Here is a 20,455-nt window from a genome sequence, read left to right as displayed (position 1 = left end):
CCGGCTACCAGGCCTGCGGCGGGCCTCCGTAGGGATTCTGCTGCCCGCCGTCGACCGGCCCGCCCGGTGCCGCGGTCGCGGCCTGCCCGCGCCGTGCGAGCAGCATCCACGCTCCGAGCCCGAGCACCAGAACGGCGCCCGCGCCGATGCCGGCCGCGCCGAGCAGCTTCATGTTGCCGCTCTTGCTCTCGGCGGCCTGGGCGCCGCTCTGGCCGCTCCTCGCCATGTCCTTGTCGCCCTGTGAGACGCCGAAGATCCCCGCGTCTCCCTGGTACGGCGTGTCCCCGGCCTCACCCTCGACCTTGACCGTGAGGGTCAGCGGGAACGGCTTGGAACCGTACGCCTTGGCGACCTCCGGGCTCAGCGTGACGGACAGGTAGTACCAGCCCGCGAAGCGCATCGCGCTGACGCTGGTGTTGGAGGAGAACCTGTTCTCGTACGCCACCGGCGGCACCGGGTCCAGCGAGACAGAGGCCGGTTTGCCCGAGTAGGCCATCGGGGACGCGTTGTCGACGTGGCCGTGCGCCGGATTGTCCAGGGACAGGGCGAGCGCACCGCTGACGTACTCGTCCGCGTCCGGGACGGTGCTGTTGCCGAGTGCGGCGGTGGCGAAGATCTGCTGGCCCCAGTCCACCGGAACCCGGTAGAAGAGCGTCTGGCCGGGCTTGGCCTCGTCCTTCCACTCACCGGTCTCCAGACTCGTCGCTTCGTAGTAACTGCTGCCGCCGTGCCTGCGGTTGTCCTTCGCCGCCTCGGGCGGCTCCGGTGACGCGGACGGCCAGTCCTCCGGCGCCTCGGTCCGCGTCGCCCCGCCCTTCGCGAGCCCCGGCTCGGAGGCGTAACGGATTTCCAGCTCCCACTCCCCGCGCCCCGAGGTGTCCTCGCTCGTCCGCTCGATCAGGACGTTGTACACACCGGCGCCCTGGCAGCTGTTGCTGTCCTTGTCCACGTTGCGGTAGGCGTACGCGGCGATCGGGCGCGGGTACTCCGCGGACCCGAAGCGGGCGCTCTCCGAGCTGCACGACAGGTCCGACTTGTCCCTGATGCTGATCGAGATGCCGTCCCCGTAGGCGACCTTGCCGCCGTCCTTGGGCACGACGACGGCCGAGACGTACGCGTTCGTCGTCGCCTTCAGGTTCAGCCGGTAGTACAGCTTCTGGCCGAACTTGATCGAACTCCGGTAGACCGAACCGGCCGTGAGCTCGTTCGCATCGGTATTGACCTCGGCGCCACTGACCGTCTTCGCCTCCGGCTCGAAGGTGTACGCGGCTGCCGCGCCGGCTCCGTACGCCTGCCCCGGCAGCGCCGCCACCGCGCACATCGCCGCGACCGCGGCCAGTATCGCCCGGCCCCTGCTGCGCTGCCTCATCACGCGCTTCCCCTCGTCGTCCGTGCGGCTGCCCCGCGGCGGTTGCGTACATATACGAACACGGCGATGAGCACAGCCATGACGGCCGCCCCGGCAGCAGCCGCGATGCCGGTCCATCCTGCCCCTCCAGCACCACCGCTGTCTGCGGACGCGGTCGACTCGCCCTTCTTGTCCGCATCGTTGCCGGTGGCATTGTCGGTACTGCCGCCGGATCCGGCCGCCACGGGCGCTCCGTGCTGCGGGCCGGTCCGCTCCGCGCCGAGCACCGACACCCGCAGCACCAGGCCGATCTGCGGGTTCTCCGCGATCTCCGCGGCCCGCGCGCCCAGCGTCACCGAGATGTAGAAGCCGCCCCTGGCGTGCACCGGCTGGACATTGCTCCGGTTCTCGTAGCGGTTGGTCCAGGAGACCGGGACACCGCCCATCGGAAGCGCCGCGGGCCGCCCGTTGTACATCGTGGTCGAGGGGAACTCGCCGCCTCCGGTGAGGGGGTGGCGGGCCGGGGTGTAGAGCTGGGTCGCCCCGTAGGAGTAGGTGCCGGAGGTGCGGTCCACCGTGGGCTCGTTGGCGAACTCCACGTCGTAGCGCACCTGCTGGCCCCAGCCGGCCGGGACCTTGTACCAGAGCGTCTGTGACGGCAGGATCCGGTCGCGCCAGACGCCCTGGCCGATCTTGCGGGCATCGTTGAATCCGGTGCCGCCCCGCACATCGCGGGGATCGTCCGTCGGCAGCACGGCCTCCTTGCCGCCCCTGCCGTACTCCGCCTCCGACTGGGCGGGCGTCACGCCCTTGTCCAGCGGCGCCTCGACCCCGTACACGAGCTCCAGCGGCCAACGTGCCGCGTCGGAGCCCTTCTTGCTCTGCCGCTCCACCACCAGCCGGTAGCGGCCCGCCCGGTCGCAGGTGCGGGTGCCCTCCTCCGAGCGGATCCGGGCGACCGCCGATGTCAGCGGGGCCGCCCCCTCCTTCTGCAGGAAGCGCGCGGTGTCCGACCCGCAGGAGCCGTGCTCGTCGTAGGCGATCCTGGTGCTCAGCGCGTCGAACGTGTCGACGGCCGCACCCGGCTGCGGGACCGCCGTAGCCGCGAAGTCCGCCGTGGACACCGCGTCCAGATCCACCGCGTAGTACCGCTTCTCGCCCGGCCCGATGGTGTCCAGGTGCTGCCCGGGTACCAGCACGGGGGCCCGGTCCGCCGTGGCCGCGCCCGTCACCCGCTCGCCCCGGAAGCGGTACCCGTCGGCGGAGAGCTGCGCGGCGCGCTGGAGCTGACGGGACAGCGCCTTGGCGTCCGGGGCGTCGTAGTAACGCCCGTTGCCCGCCTGGGCGATGCATTCGAGCTGTTCGCGGGCCGCGCCCTTCACCTGGAAGCCGACGGTGTCGATCCGCAGCCCGACGCCCTCCTTGCCGAGCTGCTCGGCGACCTCGCAGGGCTGCGGCGTACCGCAGTTGTCCTCGCCGTCGGAGATCAGCAGGATCGTGCGCGTGCCGATGGCGCCGGCCGCGGGCCGCGGCAGATCCCGCGCCGCCTTCTGCAGTGACAGGCCGATGGGGGTGTCACCCCTGGGCCGTAAGGCCGCTACCGCCCGCTTCAGCGCGGTCCGGTCGAGCTTCTGCACCGGGCGCACGAGGCGGGTGTCCGTGCAGCCCTGCGGCCGGTCGGCGCCGTACACCCGCAGGCCCGTCGGGTGGCCGTCGGGAAGGGCGTCCACGACCGTGCCGACGGCCGTGCGGGCGCTCTCCATCCTGGTCCGGCCCGTACCGTCGTCGTCTCCCATGGAGCCGGACGAGTCGAGCACCATGACCAGGCTGCCGCTGCCGCCGGACGCGTTCGCCGCCGCACCGGTCCCCCCGGGCGCCGCCGTAGCGGGCAGCGCGCCTGCCACCAGGGCGAACAGTGCCCCACCGATCAGTGTCCCCGCCCGCACCATGCGGCGGTGGCTGCCAGCCCTCATCCGTTCCCCCTAGACCGAAATCCCCGGCTTATTTGCTCAAGCAACCTATTGATTTGCTTAGGTGAAACTCAAGAGCACAGGTGTCACGGTCCCGCAACAGCACGAAGCCCCGGCCGCTCAGGGCGACCGGGGCTCGCGAACAGGCTGTTCTGTCTCACACACCCGAACCTGCGGGCACGGAGTCAGTCGCCTCCGTCCACAGATCCTGCTCGGCGCGATCCGCCTGGATCTGGCGGTACACGAGGAGCCCGCCGATGGCGGCCAGTGCGACCAGGAGAAGCTTCTTCACCGCGCGACCTCGTCTTTCGTTGGCGTAGGGGACTTCTGCCGCCCGACTATACACACCGGCCGATATCGACCGGTGACCTCCCCGCAACCCAACTGGGGCCTGCGGAGAAGCGATCGTCGAAGGATCGGGCCACCCCCGCCGACACCCCGTCACCGACGCCTTCAAGGGCCCCGCTCCGACCGATCGGGCCCGGTTGCACCATACGAGTGGTGTTCATCTGAACATCGGCGCATCGGCGGCGTCGGTCCGTGAAATCGCGCCCCGGATCCACATCATCAGGAAGGTAAGCAAAACGGACCACCTGAAAGTGAGTGAGGGGCCATGAGCACCTACCGGGCCAAGAACATCTGGACCGCCTTCATCACAGCGTTCTTCGCACTTCTCGCGGCACTGGGCCTCGCGGGCTCCACCGCTTCCGCCACGGAAGCCACGGTCACGGAGCCGACGACCACGACCCATGAGCACACGGGTGCGACCGCGGCAACCGCGACCACCCCGTCGGTGCGATGGACCCTTCCGCGTGACCGGGCGCTGCCGCCCACGATGAAGCAGCGCATCCGCGCCGAGGCACACGGCTCCTCACCCTCGACCCGGCACCTGTCCGCCAACACCACGGACAGCGCAGACACCACGAACACCGCGAACACCACCAGTACCGCCCGCGCCTCACACGGAGCCCCGGCGGGGGACGCGTCCCTGCTGCCCCCCTGAGAGCGGCGCACCTGACTCCCAGAGCCCCCGGGCCGGTTCACACCGGACGGGGGCTTTCCCGTGCGCCCGCCGCCCACGCCGGCAGAAGGCCACAGCTCAGGTCACAGCAGGAGGCCACAGCAGACAGAGGCCGCAGCAGTCACGCCCGTACCGGACGGGGCACCTGGACGCACCCGGAGCACTCGTCCCCGACGGTGCGACCCACCGCAGCAGGCCCCGTACCACCGGAGCGGCCCCTCGCCCCCAGCCTCAACCCCACCCCCAACACCGCACCCCGCCCACGCAGAAGGCCCGGTCTCTCCGAAGAGGAACCGGGCCTTCTGTTTGTCGCTGTGGGGCTAACAGGATTTGAACCTGTGGCCTCATCCTTATCAGGGATGCGCTCTAACCAACTGAGCTATAGCCCCGCCGCGCTTTTGTGTCGCGCTGACGTGAAGAAGATTAGCGCACGTCGGGGCCAGTCCCAAAATCGATAGATGCGCCGCTACTCGTCCTCGGCCAGCGTGAGCTCGACACCGCCCACGAAGCCGGCCGACAAGTTGTAGATGAAGGCACCCAGCGTCGCCAGCGCGGTCGCCAGCACCACATCGATCACGGCGATGACCGACGTGAAGATGAGGACCCTGGGCAGCGACAGGAACGACTGCAGGTCGAAGCCGCTGCCCTCGTTGGAGCCGGTCGCCTCGCTGATCGTGCCGCCCACGGTGGAGAAGACGCCCATCGCGTCCATCACCATCCACAGGACCGCCGACGCCACCACCGTGCAGATGCCGAGCGCGATGGACAGCAGGAAGCTGACCTTCATCACCGACCACGGATCGGCCTTGGCCACCCGCAGGCGCGCCTTGCGGGTACGCGGAGTGGTCCGCGCCCCCGTCCGCGGCTTGCGGGCCGCCTGAGCCGCGCCCGCGCCCTGCGGGGCCCCCTGGGGGCGGCCCCCGTGGGTCCCGCCCGGAGGCGAAGGGTAGGCCTGCGGCGGGTGATAGGGCCCCGCCTGGCCCGGTGCGGGCTCACGCTCGCCGGGCAGGGGCCCGGCCGCGTAGCCCTCGTACTGGGGTTGAGGACCCCGGGTATCCGTCACAGTGCCCCCTTGGGAGTCCGTGGCAGGGCCACGGGCACCGTTCGCGCCGGCTCCGGAAGCGGCCGAACCGGCGCCCGTGGCTCCACTCACGCTCTACTCCTCGTGCTCCCCGGTCGAGGACGTCGTGCCCTCGACAGTGCTCTCACCAGCCGCGTCGGCCGTCTCGGCCTCAGCAGTCACTGCCTCAGCAGTCACTGCCTCGGCCGCATCGCCGTCGGCGTCGACGGGACCGTCGACCTCTTCGGCCTCACGACCCGCCTCGGCGTTACGGGCGATGCCGACCACGGCATCACGCTTGCCCAGGTTGATCAGTTGGACGCCCATGGTGTCACGGCCCGTCTCCCTGACTTCATTGACTCGCGTACGAATCACACCACCGCCGAGCGTGATGGCAAGGATCTCATCCGTAGCCTCGACCACCAGCGCACCGACCAGTGAGCCCCGGTCCTCCACGATCTTGGCGGCCTTGATGCCCAGGCCGCCGCGACCCTGGACGCGGTACTCGTCGACAGGGGTCCGCTTCGCGTACCCGCCGTCAGTGGCAGTGAACACGAAAGTACCGGGCCTGACGACATTCATCGAGAGGAGTTCGTCTCCCTCGCGGAAACTCATGCCCTTGACGCCCGAGGTGGCACGGCCCATCGGGCGCAGCGCGTCGTCCGTCGCGGTGAACCTGATCGACTGGGCCTTCTTGCTGATGAGCAGCAGATCGTCCTCCGACGACACCAGCTCCGCGCCGATCAGCTCGTCGTCCGAGCCGTCCGGCGTCTCGCGCAGGTTGATAGCGATGACGCCACCGGAGCGCGGGGAGTCGTAGTCCTTCAGCGCGGTCTTCTTCACGAGACCGCCCTTCGTGGCCAGGATCAGGTACGGCGCGGCGTCGTAGTCACGGATCGCCAGGATCTGCGCGATCTGCTCGTCCGGCTGGAAGGCCAGCAGGTTGGCGACGTGCTGACCGCGCGCGTCACGGCCGGCGTCCGGGAGCTCGTACGCCTTCGCCCGGTAGACGCGGCCCTTGTTCGTGAAGAACAGCAGCCAGTGGTGCGTGGTCGACACGAAGAAGTGGTCGACGATGTCGTCCTGCTTCAGCTTGGTGCCGCGCACGCCCTTGCCACCGCGCTTCTGCGAGCGGTAGTCCTCGGTCTTCGTACGCTTCACATAGCCGCCGCGGGAGATCGTGACGACGATGTCCTCCTCGGCGATCAGGTCCTCCACGGACATGTCACCGTCGAAGGGCACCAGCTTGGAGCGCCGGTCGTCGCCGAACTTGTCGACGATCGCCGCCAGCTCCTCGCTGACGATCTGCCGCTGCCGCTCGGGCGAGGACAGGATCGCGTTGTACTCGTTGATCTTCGCCTGGAGCTCGTCGTGCTCAGCGGTGATCTTCTGGTGCTCCAGTGCGGCCAGCCGGCGCAGCTGCATCTCCAGGATCGCGTTCGCCTGGATCTCGTCGATCTCCAGGAGGCCCATCAGGCCCTCACGCGCGATCTCCACGGTGTTGCTGCGCCGGATGAGGGCGATGACCTCGTCGATGGCGTCCAGGGCCTTGAGGAGGCCGCGCAGGATGTGCGCCCGCTCCTCCGCCTTGCGCAGCCGGAACCGCGTGCGCCGGACGATGACCTCGATCTGGTGCGTCACCCAGTGGCGGATGAACGCGTCGATCGACAGGGTGCGCGGCACGCCGTCCACCAGCGCCAGCATGTTGGCGCCGAAGTTGGACTGCAGGTCGGTGTGCTTGTACAGGTTGTTCAGGACGACCTTGGCGACCGCGTCCCGCTTGAGCACGACGACCAGGCGCTGACCCGTACGCGACGAGGTCTCGTCACGGACGTCGGCGATCCCGCCGACCTTGCCGTCCTTGACCAGGTCGGCGATCTTCTGCGCGAGGTTGTCGGGGTTGGTCTGGTACGGAAGCTCCGTGACCACCAGGCACTGTCGGTTCTGGATCTCCTCGACCGCCACGACCGCGCGCATCGTGATCGAGCCACGGCCCGTGCGGTACGCCTCCTCGATGCCCTTGCGGCCCACGACGAGGGCGCCGGTCGGGAAGTCCGGGCCCTTGATCCGCTCGATCAGGGCGTCCAGGAGCTCCTCCTGCGAGGCCTCCGGGTGCTCCAGGTACCACTGCGCACCGGAGGCGACCTCGCGCAGGTTGTGCGGCGGGATGTTGGTCGCCATGCCGACCGCGATGCCCGCGGAACCGTTCACCAGCAGGTTCGGGAAGCGCGCCGGCAGGACGGTCGGCTCCTGGTTGCGGCCGTCGTAGTTGTCCTGGAAGTCGACGGTCTCCTCGTCGATGTCGCGGACCATCTCCATGGACAGCGGCATCATCTTGCACTCGGTGTACCGCATGGCGGCGGCCGGGTCGTTGCCCGGTGAACCGAAGTTGCCGTTGGAGTCGACCAGCGGCATGCGCATCGACCAGTGTTGCGCCAGGCGCACCAGGGCGTCGTAGATCGAGGAGTCGCCGTGCGGGTGGTACGTACCCATGACGTCACCGACGACGCGGGCGCACTTGTAGAAGCCCTTCTCGGGCCGGTAGCCACCGTCGTACATCGCGTACAGCACCCGGCGGTGGACGGGCTTGAGGCCGTCCCGCACGTCGGGCAGGGCACGCGACACGATGACGGACATCGCGTAGTCGAGGTAGGAGCGCTGCATCTCCGTTTCGAGCCCGACGGGCTCGACACGCATGCCTACGCCCTCGACGGGCGGAACCTCTTCCGGTGTCACGGGGGCAGGGGTGTTCTCGTCGGCCATTGCTGGTCAAAGTCCTTTCGCGCTGCGGCTTCGGCTTGCTTGTACGGCCGACTCAGATGTCGAGGAAGCGGACGTCCTTGGCGTTGCGCTGGATGAACGAGCGTCGCGCCTCGACGTCCTCACCCATCAGCACCGAGAACAGGTCGTCGGCCTGCGCCGCGTCGTCGAGCGTGACCTGGCCGAGCACGCGGTGGTCGACGTCCATCGTGGTCACGCGCAGTTCCTCGGCGTTCATCTCGCCGAGGCCCTTGAAGCGCTGGATCGAGTCTTCCTTGATCCGCTTGCCGTTCTGCTTGCCGAGCGCCACGAGGGCGTCGCGCTCGCGGTCCGAGTACGCGTACTCGAAGTCGTCCCGGCCCCACTTGATCTTGTAGAGCGGCGGGCGCGAGAGGTAGACGTGCCCGGCCTCGACCAGCGGCCGCATGAAGCGGAAGAGGAACGTGAGCAGCAGGGTGTTGATGTGCTGCCCGTCGACGTCGGCGTCCGCCATCAGAATGATCTTGTGATAGCGGAGCTTCTCGATGTCGAAGTCCTCGTGGACCCCGGTGCCGAAGGCCGAGATCAGCGCCTGGACCTCGGTGTTCTGCAGGATCTTGTCGATCCGGGCCTTCTCGACGTTCAGGATCTTGCCTCGGATCGGCAGGATGGCCTGGTACATCGGGTTACGGCCGGACTTCGCCGAACCACCGGCGGAGTCACCCTCGACGATGAAGATCTCGCACTTCGTCGGGTCGTTGGACTGGCAGTCGCTCAGCTTGCCCGGCAGCGAGGCGCTCTCCAAGAGCCCCTTGCGGCGGGTCAGGTCACGCGCCTTGCGGGCCGCCACCCGGGCGGTCGACGCGGCGATGCCCTTGCGGATGATGTCGGCGGCCTCGTTGGGGTTCCGGTCGAACCAGTCCGTGAGCTGCTCGTGGACGACCTTCTGCACGAAGGTCTTGGCCTCCGTGTTGCCCAGCTTGGTCTTCGTCTGGCCCTCGAACTGCGGCTCGCCCAGCTTCACCGAGATGATCGCCGTCAGGCCCTCGCGGACGTCCTCGCCGGTGAGGTTGTCGTCCTTCTCGCGCAGCAGCTTCTTGTCGCGTGCGTACCGGTTGACCAGCGAGGTCAGCGCCGCGCGGAAGCCCTCCTCGTGCGTGCCGCCCTCGTGCGTGTGGATCGCGTTGGCGAAGGAGTAGACGCCCTCGCTGTACTGCGTGTTCCACTGCATGGCGATCTCGGCCGAGAGGAGCCGGTCCCTGTCCTCGGCCTCGATGTCGATCACCGACTGGTGGATGACATCGCCCTTGCGGGAGTTGAGGTACTTGACGAAGTCGACGATGCCGTTCTCGTAGTGGTACGTGACCGTACGGGTCGTCTCGTCCTCGGGGACCTCGGTCACCTCCGCGCTGTCCGCGCCCGCCGTCGCCTTCGCGGACTCCCGCTCGTCCGTCAGCTTGAGCGTGAGGCCCTTGTTGAGGAAGGCCATCTCCTGGAAGCGGCGCGAGAGCGTCTCGAAGGAGTACTCGGTCGTCTCGAAGATGTCGCCGTCGGCCCAGAAGGTGACGGACGTGCCCGTCTCGTCGGTCTCCTCGTTCTGCTTCAGCGGGGCGGTCGGGACGCCGAACTTGTAGTCCTGGGTCCAGCGGTAGCCGTCGGTCTTGACCTCGACGGCGACCCGGGTGGACAGGGCGTTGACGACGGAGACACCGACGCCGTGCAGACCGCCGGAGACCGCGTAGCCGCCGCCGCCGAACTTTCCGCCCGCGTGCAGCACGGTGAGCACGACCTCGACGGCCGGCTTGCCTTCGGACGGCACGATGCCGACCGGGATGCCGCGGCCGTTGTCGATCACGCGCACGCCGCCGTCGGCGAGGATCGTGACGTCGATCGTGTCCGCGTGACCGGCCATGGCCTCGTCGACGGAGTTGTCGACGACCTCTTGGACGAGGTGGTGGAGACCGCGGTCACCGGTCGAGCCGATGTACATGCCCGGTCGCTTGCGGACCGCGTCCAGGCCCTCCAGCACGGTGATCGCGCTGGCGTCGTACGAGGCGGTCACCTCGCCCGTGACGGGTGAGGTCACCTCGCCCGTCACGGGAGCGGCGTCGCTCCCGTCGGGGATGGACGGAATGTTCTCGTTGGGGTTGCCGGAATCGGCCACGAAGCGCCCTTTCTGGCACAGCACAGGCCGTTCTCCGGGCAGGCGGGAGCGGCTGCGTCGTTCGGCTTGTATCGACGAATCCCGCAAGGACGCGGGATTGTCCACCAGTCTACCGGTAGCGCCGACCCGAATGGGGGTTTGCCGGTACCTGAGTCCGCATGTGCCGCCCTGAATCCACGCCTGACGACTCCCCATATTCGGGAAGGGGCCTCAAGGGGCTCAAACGGGCGTTGAGCGCTTCGGCCTGTCAACCTCCCGCTACGGTGAGGGACGTCCGCTCCGCACCCCGTGGTTTCCACCACCGTGCACCCGTGCGACACGGAGTCCACAGGCATCGGGAACACACGGGGCAGACCTCACCGCGGCCCCCTTCGACAGGACCGCCGCACCGGTCTCGAAAACGGGTAAAAGACCAGGTCAGCCGTAGGTGTCGCCCGGTCCCCTGCTGCCCGGCGCACGCAGCGGACCGAACCTCCGCTGCGGTCCTCCCGGTCCCAGAACCTTGATCATCCGCACCGTGCCGTGCCCCAGATCCGCGTTCAGCCGGGCCACCAGCTGAGGCGCCAGCAGCCGCAGCTGGGTCGCCCACGCCGTCGAGTCGCACTGCACCGTCAGCACCCGCGCGTCGGGATCCTCGTCGTAGCGCAGCGGAACACAATGATTGGCCAGATCATCACCTACGATCTGCGGCCAGCGGCCCATCACACCGCCCACCGCCGCGGGCGCCTCCCAGCCGCGTTCGGTGATCAGCCGGTTGATCGCCGCACCCAGTGGCAGCGGATCCCGGCCGTCCGCCCGCGCCCCGGACCGCAGCCCGCCGCCCCGCCGGGCCTGCTTCTTCTGCTGCACCGCCGCACCGCGGGCCCGCGCCTGCTCCTTCGCCGCGCGCAGAGCCACCCGAGCCAGGTCCACCCCCGAGGGCTCCGGCTGCTTCACCTCTCCCGGGGCCGCCTCGCGCGGTCCCTCCGGGAGCGGCTCCGGGCTGCCCACGGCGCCGCTCACAGCCGCTCCACCTCGCCCGCGGTCACCGCGTACCGCGTCCCTGCGAGCACCCCAGGGACGTCGTCGTCCACCGCGGCCGTCACCAGCACCTGCTCACCCGGCGCCACCAGCTCGGCAAGGCGCTCACGCCGCCGGGCGTCCAGCTCGGCGAAGACGTCGTCCAGGACCAGCACGGGCTCATTGCCCTCGCCGCGCAGCAGATCGTACGAGGCCAGCCGCAGGGCCAGCGCGTACGACCAGGACTCCCCGTGGCTCGCGTAGCCCTTGGCCGGCATTCCGCGCAGCCCGAGCACCAGGTCGTCGCGTTGCGGGCCGACCAGCGTCACGCCCCGCTCGATCTCCTGCTTGCGCACCTCTGCCAGGGCCGCGATCAGCTGCGCGTACAGCTCCTCGCGGGTACGGGCGGGGCTCACGTCCGCGCCCACCGAACTGCGGTACTCCAGCGTCACGGGGCCACCGCCGGGAGCCACGTCCGCGTACGCCTTGTCCGTCAGCGGCTGCATCGTCGCGATCAGATCAAGCCGCTGAGCCAGCAGCTCGGCGCCCACCCGGCCCAGGTGCTGGTCCCAGACGTCGAGCGTCGACAGGTCCATCGAACGGCCACCGTGCCTGCGCGCCATCGCCGCCGACTTCAGGAGCGTGTTGCGCTGCTTCAGCACCCGCTCGTAGTCGGAGCGGACCCCGGCCATCCGCGGCGACCGTGCCGTGACCAGCTCGTCCAGGAACCGGCGGCGCTCGCCCGGATCGCCCTTCACCAGCGCCAGATCCTCCGGAGCGAACAGCACCGTCCGTACGATGCCTAGCACGTCACGGGGTCTGACCTGCGACGATCTATTGATCCGGGCGCGATTGGCCTTGCCCGGATTCAGTTCGAGCTCGACCAGTTGCGAGCGCTCGCCCTGGGTGACGGCAGCCCTGATGACGGCCCGCTCCGCGCCCATGCGCACCAGCGGCGCGTCCGAGGAGACGCGGTGGCTGCCGAGCGACGCGAGATAGCCGACGGCCTCGACCAGATTGGTCTTGCCCTGGCCGTTGGCCCCCACGAACGCGGTGACGCCCGGGTCGAGAGGCACCTCGACCCGGGCGTACGAGCGGAAGTCGGCCAGCGACAGATGCGTGACATGCATGGTGTACGCCGACCTTCCCGGCTTCCTGCTCCGTGCTGTTGCTCCGTGCTGTGTGGTGCGGGCGGACACCCGGTCCGGCCCGCACCCCTTCGGTGCTACTTCTTGTTCTCGACCGCGTGGCCGCCGAACTGGTTGCGCAGCGCGGCGATCATCTTCATCTGCGGGGAGTCGTCCTGGCGCGAGGCGAACCGGGCGAAGAGCGACGCGGTGATCGCGGGCAGCGGAACGGCGTTGTCGATCGCGGCCTCCACCGTCCACCGGCCCTCGCCGGAGTCGGCGGCGAAACCGCGGAGCTGGTCCAGGTGCTCGTCGTCGTCCAGCGCGTTGACCGCCAGGTCGAGCAGCCAGGAACGGATGACCGTGCCCTCCTGCCAGGAGCGGAAGACCTCGCGCACGTCGGTGACGGAGTCGACCTTCTCCAGGAGCTCCCAGCCCTCGGCGTAGGCCTGCATCATGGCGTACTCGATGCCGTTGTGGACCATCTTCGCGAAGTGGCCGGCGCCGACCTTGCCCGCGTGGACGGAACCGAAGTCGCCCTCGGGCTTCAGTGCGTCGAAGACCGGCTGGGCCTTCGCGACGTTCTCGGCGTCGCCGCCGTACATCAGCGCGTAGCCGTTCTCCAGGCCCCAGACACCGCCGGAGACGCCGCAGTCGACGAAGCCGATGCCCTTGATGCCGAGCTCGACCGCGTGCTTCTCGTCGTCGGTCCAGCGGGAGTTCCCACCGTCCACCACGACGTCACCGGCCGACAGCAGTTCCGCCAGCTCGTCGATCGTGGACTGGGTCGCGGCACCGGCCGGGACCATCACCCACACGAGCCGGGGGCCCTTCAGCTTGCCCACAAGCTCTTCGAGGCTGTGGACATCGGCGACGTCCGGGTTGCGGTCGTAACCGATGACGGTGTGACCTGCGCGGCGGATGCGCTCGCGCATGTTGCCGCCCATCTTGCCGAGGCCGACGAGACCGATCTCCATCAGAGATTCCTTAAGCGTTGTGCCGATTCGTACCCAGGACCGAGCCTACGCCCGGCCGGGGACAGGGCGACGGGCATGCTCGGCGCTGAGCGTGCCCGTCGGGGCCTGCCGTGACAGGACCGGTGACCGGATCAGCCGGAGAGGCGGACCGGCATGATCAGGTACTTGTACGCGTCATCAGCCTCGGCATCCACGGCGGCGCGGCCGCTGAGCAGCGCGGGCTTCGTGGATGTCGTGAAGGAGAGCTGGGCGACGGGGGAGTCGATCGCGCTCAGCCCGTCCAGCAGGAAGGTCGGGTTGAAGGCGATCGAGATGTCGTCGCCCTCCAGGACCGCGTCCACGCGCTCCACAGCCTGTGCGTCGTCGCTGGAACCCGCCTCCAGGATCAGCACACCCTGCTCGAAGCTGAGCCGGACCGGGGTGTTCCGCTCGGCCACCAGCGCGACGCGCTTGACGGCCTCGACGAACGGGGCGGTCTCGATGACCGCGACCGTGTTGAACTCGGTCGGGAAGAGCGTGCGGTACTTCGGCAGGTCGCCTTCGAGCAGCCGGGTGGTCGTCCGCCGGCCGGCGCCCTCGAAGCCGATGAGACCTTCACCGGCACCGGAGCCCGACAGCGCCAGCGTGACCGTGTCGCCGCTGGTGAGCGCCTTGGCGGTGTCCAGCAGCGTCTTGGCGGGGACCAGGGCGACGGCGGAGGCGTCGGCGTTCTCCGGCTTCCAGAGGAACTCGCGGACCGCGAAGCGGTAGCGGTCGGTGGAGGCCAGGGTGACGGTGTCGCCCTCGATCTCGATGCGCACACCGGTCAGGACGGGCAGCGTGTCGTCACGGCCCGCCGCGATGGCCACCTGGGCGGCGGCGGAGGCGAAGACCTCACCGGGGACCGTCCCGGTCGCCGTCGGCATCTCGGGGAGTGCGGGGTACTCCTCCACAGGAAGGGTGTGGAGTGTGAACCGCGAGGAGCCGCAGGCCACCGTCGCCCGTACACCGTCTGTGGAAATCTCCACCGGCCGGTTGGGCAGGGCGCGGCAGATGTCGGCGAGCAGCCGGCCGGAGACCAGCACCGTGCCGTCCTCCTCGATCTCGGCATCCACCGAGACCCGGGCCGAGACCTCGTAGTCGAAGCTGGAGAAGCTGAGGGCGCCGTCCTCCGCCTTCAGCAGCAGCCCCGCAAGAACGGGCGCCGGCGGCCGGGCCGGGAGGCTACGGGCCACCCAGGCCACAGCCTCCGCGAGTACATCGCGCTCCACCCGGATCTTCACCGGAACCGCCTCCTGCTGTTGCTCGCTCGCCCTGCTGGCCTTCGTCGTCTGGTCGGGTCGCTCCACCGATGGGACGGGGAGGACGCCGGGGTCCAGTCTGACGTACGGCACCGACACTCGGTGCTGCTCGGGGTCAAGTCGCGACAAGCGGTCCGCGGAGCTCCGGCGCCGAGTTGTGCACAGGCCCCACTTCGAAGCGGATTCCGGGCTAACTAGAGGTAGTAGTAGTAGTAGGGCCTGTGGAAACCGTGGATAACGTCGTTTCCGCAGGTCAGGCCCTATTTTTTGTCCACCGGTCCTGTGGGCGGAACCGGTGGACAACCCGGGGTTTCTGTGGACACCCGAAAGTTCTGCACAACCGGTACACAGGGCAGGGGGGTTTCTCCCCAGGTCTGTCCCCAGCTTTACCCAGCTTCCCCACAGCCCAACCTGCCCTCTTGGTGTGACGCCTTTCACTCGGGGCGGTGACAGCGGGTGTCGTGTTGCCGAACAGTGGACAGAGGTGTGGAGAAGCCTGCTCAAGCTGGGGACAAGAAGGCCCGGCCTGTGGGCCGCCGGTGGACAACGCTGACGCGACCCTGTGGACGAAAAACTTGTCCACAGGCTGTGGATCATTGTTGACCACAAATCCCCAGGCCTCTGAGCAGGCCTGATGGAGTATCGGCTGCCGTGCCTGTGGAAGCAGTATGGACAACTTTTCAATCCCCAGGCTGTGGAGGGGAGATTGTGCCCAGATCTGTGGAGAACGGCCCCTCAGCGGCAGGTATTCGAACAGCGGGGACGGGCCCGCGCCCCGGAAACCTCGTGCGCAGCGGCCCCGGACTGGACTGAAAAGGGCGCTCCGAGACCCGATTCGGGTCTCGGAGCGCCCTTTCGGTGCTCGTGGAGGCGCGGCTGTGAGACGAGGTGGTGGGCCGTCAGCCGTTCTTGATGCGGTTGGTGAGCTCGGTGACCTGGTTGTAGATGGAACGCCGCTCCGCCATCAGGGCCCGGATTTTGCGGTCGGCGTGCATCACGGTCGTATGGTCGCGGCCGCCGAACTGGGCGCCGATCTTGGGCAGTGAGAGGTCCGTCAGCTCACGGCACAGGTACATCGCGATCTGGCGCGCCGTCACGAGCACCCGGCTGCGGGACGATCCGCAGAGATCCTCCACCGTCAGCCCGAAGTAGTCGGCGGTCGCCGCCATGATGGCCGGTGCGGTGATCTCCGGGGCGGCGTCCTCGCCGCCCGGGATCAGGTCCTTCAGCACGATCTCGGTCAGCCCGAGGTCCACCGGCTGGCGGTTGAGACTGGCGAAGGCCGTGACCCGGATGAGCGCGCCCTCCAGCTCCCGGATGTTGCGGGAGATACGGGAGGCGATGAACTCCAGCACCTCCGGCGGAGCGTTGAGCTGCTCCTGCACCGCCTTCTTACGGAGGATCGCGATACGCGTCTCCAGCTCCGGCGGCTGCACATCGGTGGTGAGACCCCACTCGAAACGATTCCGCAGCCGGTCCTCCAGGGTCACCAGCTGCTTGGGCGGCCGGTCGGAGGACAGCACGATCTGCTTGTTGGCGTTGTGGAGCGTATTGAAGGTGTGGAAGAACTCCTCCTGCGTCGACTCCTTGCTCGCCAGGAACTGGATGTCGTCGACCAGCAGGATGTCGACATCGCGGTACCGCTTGCGGAAGGTGTCGCCCTTGCCGTCGCGGATCGAGTTGATGAACTCGTTGGTGAACTCCTCAGAGCTCACATACCGCACCCGGGTGCCCGGGTAGAGGCTGCGGGCGTAGTGCCCGATGGCGTGCAGCAGGTGGGTCTTGCCGAGTCCCGACTCCCCGTAGATGAAGAGCGGGTTGTACGCCTTGGCCGGCGCCTCGGCGACGGCGACGGCCGCGGCGTGCGCGAAGCGGTTCGAGGCTCCGATGACGAAGGTGTCGAAGAGGTACTTCGGGTTCAGCCGGGCGTGCGGCTCACCGGGGCCGGGCGCGGGTGCGGGCTGTGCGCCCATCGGTCCCGGGACGCCGCCGGGCCGGCCCGTTCCGCCGCCCTGCCGGTGCTGGGGCTCCTGCATGTCGCGCCGCTCGGACCGCTGGGAGTCGTAGCCCTGGTGCTCGGGGGGCTGCTGGCGGTAGTCGTGCTGGGGCTGCTGCTGGGAGCGGCCGCCGTACGGCTCGCGCCAGTGCTCGCCGGAGGTGTCGCGGTCCTGGTATCCGCCGAGCCGGGGCTGCTGCCAGGAGAGGTCCTCCTGGGTGCGCGGCCAGGCGCCGGGTTCGGGGCGCTGCTGCTGGTAGTCGGGGTAGGCGGGACGGGCGGTCGGCATGCCGTCGTCCGAGGGGCGGTGGCCGTAACCGTCGTAGGAGTCGTTGTGCTGCCGCTCGTCGTGCTGCGGTCCCTGGTAGCGGTGCTGCTGCTGGGACTGGTGCTGCTGCGACTGGTGCATCGGGGGCGCCGGCGGGCTCGGCGGCTCGCCCGCGGAGTCGTCGACCGTGATCGCGATCCGGATCGGGCGGCCGCACTCCCGGGTCAGCGTCTCGCTGATGAGCGGAGCGAGCCGGCCCTCCAGGACGCGCTTGCCCCATTCATTGGGGACGGCGAGCAGCGCGGTGTCGGCAACCAGGGCGAGCGGCTGGCAGCGCTCGATCCACTGTTTGTCCTTCGGCTCGATGCCCTGCTGGCCCTCCCCGAGGAGTTGCTCCAGCACTCGTGGCCACACTGCGGCAAGATCGGCAGGTACGTCAGCCACAAGGCACGCTCTCTCGCTGGTCCCACGAATGTGTGTTTCTCGGGACGTATGGGTCGGGATGGGTGAGGACCGGCAGGCGGGAAGAAAAAGAACCGGGGTTCGGCCACGGTAGGCGGGCCGACCCGTGCGGTTCAAGTCGTTGTCCACAGGCTGTGCACAATGGAAGGCCCGACAGGGTCGGTTTGACCGGATGGCGTAGCCGCGCGTACCGTGAACAGGTCGAGTTGTCGATGGCTGCTGCCGCCTGCCTCCGATGGGCAAAGATCACGATCTGTGATTGTGAAGCGGTGCACTAGGGCGTTTACGCGAGTCTCTCGTGGGCGCACGGTGACAGCCAGGCGATGTCCCGCCAACACACGATCATTTCTGGAGCCCCCGAGTGAGCAAGCGCACCTTCCAGCCGAACAACCGTCGTCGCGCGAAGACCCACGGTTTCCGCCTGCGTATGCGGACCCGTGCCGGCCGCGCGATTCTCGCGTCCCGCCGTGGCAAGGGCCGCGCTAGCCTGTCCGCCTGATCGCGTACAGGTCGTCATGACGTGCTGCCTACCGAGAATCGGCTGAGGCGGCGCGAGGACTTCGCGACCGCGGTACGACGAGGACGCAGGGCCGGCCGCCCGCTACTCGTCGTCCATCTACGTAGCGGTGCAACGGACCCGCACGTGACTGGGGAGAACGCTCCCCCGCCGCGTGCGGGTTTCGTTGTCAGCAAAGCCGTGGGTGGCGCGGTCGTCCGCACAGCGGTGAAGCGAAGGCTTCGCCATCTGGTCCGAGAGCGACTGGCCCTGCTGCCCCCCGGTAGCCTGGTTGTCGTACGAGCGTTGCCCGGTGCGGGCGGCGCCGACCATGAACAGCTGGCCCGAGACCTGGATGCCGCCCTCCAGCGGCTGCTGGGAGGGGGCGCGCGATGAAGTACCCGCTGCTGGCTCTCATCAAGCTGTACCAGTGGACGATCAGCCCACTTCTCGGGCCTGTCTGCCGTTACTACCCGTCGTGTTCCCACTATGGATATACGGCGATCGACCGGCACGGAGCGATCAAGGGAACGGCGCTGACAGCCTGGCGCATCCTGCGATGCAATCCGTGGTCACCCGGCGGCGTGGATTACATACCACCACGCAAACGTCCGCGTTGGCACGAACTGCTGCGAGATCTCTTCCGCGGCGGTAAGGGCGGGGACTCCGCCGCTGATGTGCCTCCCGGGGGATCGGCCACCGATCTTCCGAGCTCGGCCGCAGAGACTTCGCCCAATGCTCAAGGAGCCTGATTAGTGGACACGATTGCCAGTCTGTTCAGCTTCATCACATGGCCTGTTTCCTGGGTCATCGTCCAGTTCCACAAGTTGTACGGGGCGATCTTCGGCCCCGACACGGGATGGGCCTGGGGTCTGTCCATCGTGTCCCTCGTGGTGCTGATCCGTATCTGTCTCGTTCCGCTGTTCGTCAAGCAGATCAAGTCGACGCGGAACATGCAGGTGCTCCAGCCGAAGATGAAGGCGATCCAGGAGCGCTACAAGAGCGACAAGCAGCGTCAGTCCGAAGAGATGATGAAGCTGTACAAGGAGACGGGTACCAACCCGTTGTCCTCGTGCCTTCCCATCCTGGCGCAGTCGCCGTTCTTCTTCGCCCTGTACCACGTGCTCTCGGCCATCGCGTCGAACAAGAAGATCGGTGTGATCGACCAGTCGCTGCTGGACAGCGCGCGTCAGGCACACATCTTCGGTGCCCCGCTGGCCGCCAAGTTTATGGACAGCGCGGACAAGGTCCAGGCGCTCGGCGCCTCGCTGGTGGATGTCCGGGTCGTCACCGCGGTCATGATCGTGATGATGTCGGCCTCGCAGTTCTTCACCCAGCGCCAGCTGATGACGAAGAACGTCGACCTGACGGTCAAGACGCCGTACATGCAGCAGCAGAAGATGCTGATGTACATCTTCCCGCTGATCTTCGCCGTCATGGGTATCAACTTCCCTGTCGGTGTCCTCGTCTACTGGCTGACCACCAACGTCTGGACCATGGGTCAGCAGATGTACGTGATCAACCAGAACCCCACGCCGGGCAGCAAGGCGCAGGACCAGTACCTGGGACGTCTGCTGAAGAGCGTCACCACCCACGGTGAGGTGCGCGGCAGGACCAAGCGCAATACGGTCAAGCGGATCGTGTCCAAGGGCCCGGACCGCAATGACATCGAGCGGAAGTTCATCACCGGACTCGCCAAGCTCGGTCTCGCCGCCCAGGAGGACGGCACGGTGGTGAAGAGCGAGACCGCCGCGGCCGACGCCGAGGCCGGAGCCGCGCAGCGACGCCAGCAGCCCAAGCGCCAGACCAAGGCGAAGCGTCAGACCGCCTCGGGTCAGCAGGGCGGGGCGAAGGACACCGACTCCAGCGAGTCGGGGACCACGACCTCCCTGCAGAAGAAGGCACCGCAGGACGACAAGCCCAAGCCTGCGGGCGGCAAGCCCGCGTCCGGCTACTCACGCCAAGCCAAGTCCGGACAGCGCAAGGGCCCGCAGCGGCCCAAGCACCCGTCCAAGAAGTAAGAAGGAGTCCATCCGTGACGGAAGGCACCACCTCCACGGCCGCTGAGGGCAGCGACACCTTGACCCGCCTTGAGCAGGAAGGGGAGATCGCAGCGGACTACCTTGAGGGCCTGCTCGACATCGCCGATCTCGACGGCGACATCGACATGGACGTCGAGGCCGATCGGGCCGCGGTCTCGATCATCAGTGAGTCGGCACGTGAACTGCAGAAGCTCGTGGGCCGCGACGGTGAGGTGCTGGAGGCGCTCCAGGAGCTGACGCGGCTGGCCGTGCACCGGGAGACCGGTGACCGCAGCCGTCTGATGCTCGACATCGGGGGCTTCCGTGCGCAGAAGCGTACGGAGCTGGCCGAGCTGGGTGCCAAGGCCGCGGACGAGGTCAAGAGCTCCGGTGAGCCGGTGAAGCTGGACCCGATGACGCCGTTCGAGCGCAAGGTCGTACACGACGCGGTCGCGGCCGCAGGTCTGCGCAGCGAATCGGAGGGCGAGGAGCCGCAGCGCTTCGTCGTCGTCCTGCCGGCCTGACCG

General features: G+C 68.5%; 17 protein-coding genes and 1 tRNA gene. 6 read left to right on the top strand and 12 right to left on the bottom strand.

Going from position 1 to position 20,455, the window contains the following annotated elements:
- Positions 1-4: 4 nt before the first annotated feature.
- From RLT59_RS18715 to RLT59_RS18705, 3 genes are all read right to left on the bottom strand, one after another.
- The gene (locus tag RLT59_RS18715) at positions 5-1,369 is read right to left on the bottom strand and encodes a hypothetical protein (RefSeq protein ID WP_399125672.1); all 1,365 of its coding nucleotides are present in this window, start codon (positions 1,367-1,369) and stop codon (positions 5-7) included.
- Positions 1,369-3,321: a vWA domain-containing protein gene (locus RLT59_RS18710; protein WP_311304458.1), complete on the bottom strand. Its 1,953-nt coding sequence runs from the start codon at positions 3,319-3,321 to the stop codon at positions 1,369-1,371. Before RLT59_RS18710 ends, RLT59_RS18715 begins: the two co-directional genes overlap by 1 nt.
- A 154-nt stretch (positions 3,322-3,475) precedes the next feature.
- Positions 3,476-3,610 carry a DLW-39 family protein gene (locus RLT59_RS18705; protein WP_003958712.1) on the bottom strand — a complete coding sequence of 45 codons (135 nt, stop codon included), beginning with the start codon at positions 3,608-3,610 and terminating at the stop codon, positions 3,476-3,478.
- Between the two features lie 321 nt (positions 3,611-3,931).
- Between RLT59_RS18705 and RLT59_RS18700 the strand changes: the two genes are divergently transcribed.
- The gene (locus tag RLT59_RS18700) at positions 3,932-4,321 is read left to right on the top strand and encodes a DUF6344 domain-containing protein (RefSeq protein ID WP_311304456.1); all 390 of its coding nucleotides are present in this window, start codon (positions 3,932-3,934) and stop codon (positions 4,319-4,321) included.
- 333 nt (positions 4,322-4,654) lie between these two features.
- On the opposite strand, the gene RLT59_RS18695 is transcribed toward RLT59_RS18700, so the two are convergent.
- The 9 genes from RLT59_RS18695 to dnaA all read right to left on the bottom strand — a co-directional run bounded on the left by RLT59_RS18695 (position 4,655) and on the right by dnaA (position 17,393).
- A tRNA-Ile gene (locus tag RLT59_RS18695) sits at positions 4,655-4,728 on the bottom strand.
- A gap of 77 nt (positions 4,729-4,805) precedes the next feature.
- Positions 4,806-5,402 (bottom strand): DUF3566 domain-containing protein, encoded by a 597-nt coding sequence (locus tag RLT59_RS18690; RefSeq protein WP_311304455.1) that lies wholly within the window; start codon positions 5,400-5,402, stop codon positions 4,806-4,808.
- A 93-nt stretch (positions 5,403-5,495) separates the two neighbouring features.
- Positions 5,496-8,162 (bottom strand): DNA gyrase subunit A, encoded by a 2,667-nt coding sequence (gene gyrA / locus RLT59_RS18685; RefSeq protein WP_311304454.1) that lies wholly within the window; start codon positions 8,160-8,162, stop codon positions 5,496-5,498.
- 52 nt (positions 8,163-8,214) lie between these two features.
- Entirely contained in the window at positions 8,215-10,326 is a 2,112-nt protein-coding gene (gene gyrB / locus RLT59_RS18680) for a DNA topoisomerase (ATP-hydrolyzing) subunit B (protein ID WP_311304453.1), read from the bottom strand.
- A gap of 393 nt (positions 10,327-10,719) precedes the next feature.
- On the bottom strand, positions 10,720-11,238 hold the full coding sequence (locus RLT59_RS18675; RefSeq protein WP_311307770.1) for a DciA family protein: 519 nt from the start codon (positions 11,236-11,238) through the stop codon (positions 10,720-10,722).
- 62 nt (positions 11,239-11,300) lie between these two features.
- Positions 11,301-12,431 (bottom strand): DNA replication/repair protein RecF, encoded by a 1,131-nt coding sequence (recF, locus tag RLT59_RS18670; protein WP_311304452.1) that lies wholly within the window; start codon positions 12,429-12,431, stop codon positions 11,301-11,303.
- 95 nt (positions 12,432-12,526) lie between these two features.
- Complete coding sequence (gene gnd, locus RLT59_RS18665) at positions 12,527-13,405, bottom strand: phosphogluconate dehydrogenase (NAD(+)-dependent, decarboxylating) (RefSeq protein ID WP_311304451.1); 879 nt, start codon at positions 13,403-13,405, stop codon at positions 12,527-12,529.
- Between the two features lie 131 nt (positions 13,406-13,536).
- The gene (gene dnaN, locus RLT59_RS18660; RefSeq protein ID WP_024489504.1) at positions 13,537-14,667 is read right to left on the bottom strand and encodes a DNA polymerase III subunit beta; all 1,131 of its coding nucleotides are present in this window, start codon (positions 14,665-14,667) and stop codon (positions 13,537-13,539) included.
- A 917-nt stretch (positions 14,668-15,584) separates the two neighbouring features.
- Complete coding sequence (dnaA, locus tag RLT59_RS18655) at positions 15,585-17,393, bottom strand: chromosomal replication initiator protein DnaA (protein WP_311304450.1); 1,809 nt, start codon at positions 17,391-17,393, stop codon at positions 15,585-15,587.
- A gap of 379 nt (positions 17,394-17,772) precedes the next feature.
- Between dnaA and rpmH the strand changes: the two genes are divergently transcribed.
- The 5 genes from rpmH to RLT59_RS18630 are packed head-to-tail and all read left to right on the top strand — an operon-like array spanning position 17,773 to position 20,452.
- Positions 17,773-17,910, top strand: coding sequence for a 50S ribosomal protein L34 (gene rpmH, locus RLT59_RS18650; RefSeq protein ID WP_010985740.1), 138 nt, complete (start codon positions 17,773-17,775; stop codon positions 17,908-17,910).
- 21 nt (positions 17,911-17,931) lie between these two features.
- Positions 17,932-18,303 (top strand): ribonuclease P protein component, encoded by a 372-nt coding sequence (rnpA, locus tag RLT59_RS18645; RefSeq protein ID WP_311304449.1) that lies wholly within the window; start codon positions 17,932-17,934, stop codon positions 18,301-18,303.
- On the top strand, positions 18,300-18,659 hold the full coding sequence (yidD, locus tag RLT59_RS18640; protein ID WP_311304448.1) for a membrane protein insertion efficiency factor YidD: 360 nt from the start codon (positions 18,300-18,302) through the stop codon (positions 18,657-18,659). The genes rnpA and yidD overlap by 4 nt, the downstream gene beginning before the upstream one ends.
- A 3-nt stretch (positions 18,660-18,662) precedes the next feature.
- The gene (gene yidC / locus RLT59_RS18635) at positions 18,663-19,928 is read left to right on the top strand and encodes a membrane protein insertase YidC (RefSeq protein WP_311304447.1); all 1,266 of its coding nucleotides are present in this window, start codon (positions 18,663-18,665) and stop codon (positions 19,926-19,928) included.
- A gap of 14 nt (positions 19,929-19,942) precedes the next feature.
- The gene (locus tag RLT59_RS18630) at positions 19,943-20,452 is read left to right on the top strand and encodes a Jag family protein (RefSeq protein ID WP_073733240.1); all 510 of its coding nucleotides are present in this window, start codon (positions 19,943-19,945) and stop codon (positions 20,450-20,452) included.
- The last annotated feature ends 3 nt before the right edge of the window (positions 20,453-20,455 follow it).

The sequence above is a fragment of the Streptomyces sp. ITFR-6 genome (genome assembly GCF_031844725.1).
Classification (GTDB): Bacteria; Actinomycetota; Actinomycetes; order Streptomycetales; family Streptomycetaceae; genus Streptomyces.
Note: the sequence above shows the minus strand (reverse complement) of the source record. Positions and strands in the feature narration are given on the sequence as shown.